The sequence below is a fragment of the Bizionia argentinensis JUB59 genome, from assembly GCF_000224335.1.
Lineage (GTDB): Bacteria > Bacteroidota > Bacteroidia > Flavobacteriales > Flavobacteriaceae > Algorimicrobium > Algorimicrobium argentinense.
The window spans coordinates 1-2,847 of the sequence record NZ_AFXZ01000030.1 but is presented as its reverse complement, the minus strand read 5'-3'; the positions used below and the strand labels follow the sequence as shown (position 1 = coordinate 2,847).

Annotated in this window: 4 protein-coding genes; all 4 read left to right on the top strand. The window is 30.0% G+C overall.

Annotated features, from left to right (window positions below; all coding sequences use genetic code 11):
• Positions 1-26: 26 nt before the first annotated feature.
• The 4 genes from BZARG_RS08755 (at position 27) to BZARG_RS08740 (ending at position 2,652) form a co-directional block, all read left to right on the top strand.
• Entirely contained in the window at positions 27-524 is a 498-nt protein-coding gene (locus BZARG_RS08755) for a hypothetical protein (protein WP_008637438.1), read from the top strand.
• A 130-nt stretch (positions 525-654) separates the two neighbouring features.
• Positions 655-1,524, top strand: a complete 870-nt coding sequence (locus BZARG_RS08750; protein WP_202796750.1) for an NADAR family protein — start codon at positions 655-657, stop codon at positions 1,522-1,524.
• A gap of 216 nt (positions 1,525-1,740) precedes the next feature.
• Positions 1,741-2,223 (top strand): hypothetical protein, encoded by a 483-nt coding sequence (locus BZARG_RS08745; protein WP_008637429.1) that lies wholly within the window; start codon positions 1,741-1,743, stop codon positions 2,221-2,223.
• A 3-nt stretch (positions 2,224-2,226) separates the two neighbouring features.
• Positions 2,227-2,652, top strand: a complete 426-nt coding sequence (locus tag BZARG_RS08740) for a hypothetical protein (protein ID WP_123766904.1) — start codon at positions 2,227-2,229, stop codon at positions 2,650-2,652.
• Positions 2,653-2,847: the final 195 nt, after the last annotated feature.

The following is a 2,847-nucleotide window of genomic DNA, read 5'->3' as shown; positions in this document are numbered from 1 at the left end:
GTGCCTCATTTGAAAATCGAACATAAATGAAAATATTTCCGACAAATAATTATGCATTTGAACTGTCAAAAGATAGCTCAAAAGCAATGGCGGAATTAGAACAAAACACGCTGATAACTGATTCTCTAGTTTCGGAATGGACTAAAAAAGCATTTATTGGAAAAGTAAATGAAAACGGATTTAGAATAATCTCGTCGAAACCTGGACGCGGAGCATTTTGTGTTTTAAATGGAAAATTGGAATCTAAAAACGGAACTATTGAAATTACAATTCACAAAGCTTTTCGAGTAATGTTATCGATAATATTTTTATTTCCATTCATCGGATTTTCAATAGCATTATTCACAAAGGAAAAAGAGATAATAATTTCATTGATAATTCCGACTTTAATGTTTTTAGTTGTTTTTCGATTTATATTTACAGAATTGGCGTTTAGAATTATTTCAAAAAACGGACTGAAAAAATTGAGCAAAATTATTGGAATTACGAATCTGAAAAAAAACGAGGCACAACACAGTATATAAAAAATTGCTATTTTGTGCTTAACCAATGTTAGTTGCTTTGTTTGCTAGCTTCTGATTTTCCTTCGGAAAATCCTCGCACACAAACACGCAACTTTCCATATACATAAACGTTACCAGCAATTAGAAAAAAATGAACTTCAGTTATTATCAACATAAAATAGGAACTTCGAAATTAACTCACGGAGAAATGCACGCAAGTTTGCACGAAATAATATTGGATAAAGATTTTACTGAAAATGAAAACGCTTTTTCTAAGCAACTATTGGATTTCTTAATAGAATACAAAAATTCGCCAAAGTTACTTCGTAAGCATTTGGAAAGAGGAATAAATTCAACAAATGAAAAAAGGACTTGTTTTATTACTGCTCCAGACTTCCCTTTAAAATCTTTTGAACCAGGTTATTTCAACTCTAAGCATTTAGAATTAGGGTTATCGGGAGGAGATATTTCGTGGTATAAGCCTAAAAGTTTAAAAGAAGAGTACTATTTCTTTTACGAAACAAAACACCCATTTTCTCAATGGCATAAATCTGCATTCAAAATTGATAATTTGACTTTTAATAGTGCTGAACAATATATGATGTATGGAAAGGCTAAATTATTTAACGACAATGAAATTGCAGAAAAAATAATGATGACTAAAAATGTGAGAGAACAAAAATCCTTAGGTCGTGAAGTACAAAACTTTGACTTGAAAATCTGGAATCAAAACGCATTAGACATTGTATATAAAGGTAATAGAGCCAAATTTGAACAAAACTCTGAATATCTGAATTTATTACTATCAACTAAAGGTAAAACAATAGCTGAAGCAAGTCCATATGATGCTGTTTGGGGAATCGGATTAACTTCTGACAATAAAGACTCTGGAAACTCATTAAAATGGAAAGGAACAAATTGGTTAGGAATTGTATTAACTGAATTACGACAAGACATAATGAATAATAGATTTGAAAATGGATATTGGGAAAGAGAAGATTATGAAAAACATAATGTATGAAAATAACTGCTGGTAACAATGTATAAAAAACATAGGGCTTTTGTGTTAACTCAAAAGCCTGTATTTATTTATGAAGTCCGCCAAATATAAAATTTGGCATTTTCAATATAAAAGATAAATACAAAATATTATATTTGGCTAAGTGCCAAACCGAAACGATAGTGTCTATCACCTGCCCTACGTTCCTTATACTAAACGTTGTGTGCAATTTAAGAAATGGAACAAACGAATAAACTTTTAGAGAAAATATTAGAATTACTTGCCAAAAACGAAGCGAGAATTTCCACCAATGAATTTAGTTCTGAAGGAGATAAGTTAATTGAAAAAACGGAAAAAGAGGGAGAAGAAGCAAGTAAAAAAATCCAATCTACTTTCGACAGAATTCACGACAAGCTATTTACTGTAAATGGAATTTTAGTTGCTTCATTTTTCGGACTTGGTAAATTCCCAACTGACAATCCAATTGTTAGTCTTTGGTTAGTTCTCTTTCCTATTTTTGTTTTGTGTTATTTAATTTATCTGGAACAGCAACAAATGGAAATATATCGACACGCATCACAAAGAATGAATTGGAATTTTGACAAAGATGTTGCGAAATATGGAAAAATGATTAACCGACAAAACTTGAAGTCCTTATTTGCAATCATTGTGACATTTGGATTATTTATTTATTTAGCTATTAAAGTTATAATTTATTAAAATTTGAGAAAAGCATTTCTATTTTTAACTCTCTTAACTTCTTTGAGTTCTTGCCAATTAAATTGGTATGGAGATATTGATTTAGGCTCTGACTTTTACTATATGGTTGAACCAGCTTTTAACAGTATTGTCATTCCAGTAAATCCAGATGAACCTTATAAATCGAGTATTAACATTATAAAAGATATTGAAAGTGTCGGATATAATAAAAACTATATTCTTGCGACTTCAAAAAGTGGAGACGAAATAAAGTATTGGCAGATTGACAAAAAAGCGGAATCAAAAGAATTAGGTTATAAGGATAACTCAATAATGGAATTATCAAATGTTTCGCAAATAAAATCAGCAGAATTTGACAAAATTAAAAAGAGCGAAAACATCAAGTTAAAAAATAAAACTGAATATAGAAAGGAACTGAATTATGAATAAAAACTGCACACAACAATGTATATAAAACATAGCTATTACAGGCTTTCCGAAAGATTTGTGTGTATTTACAAAGACCGCCAAATTTTTAAATTTGGCTTTTAGTAAAATAAAGATAAAAAGAAAAATTTAAAAATTCGGCTCGTGTATAATCCGAAACGATAGCGTCTTTTTACACGCTACGTTTCATATACGTAG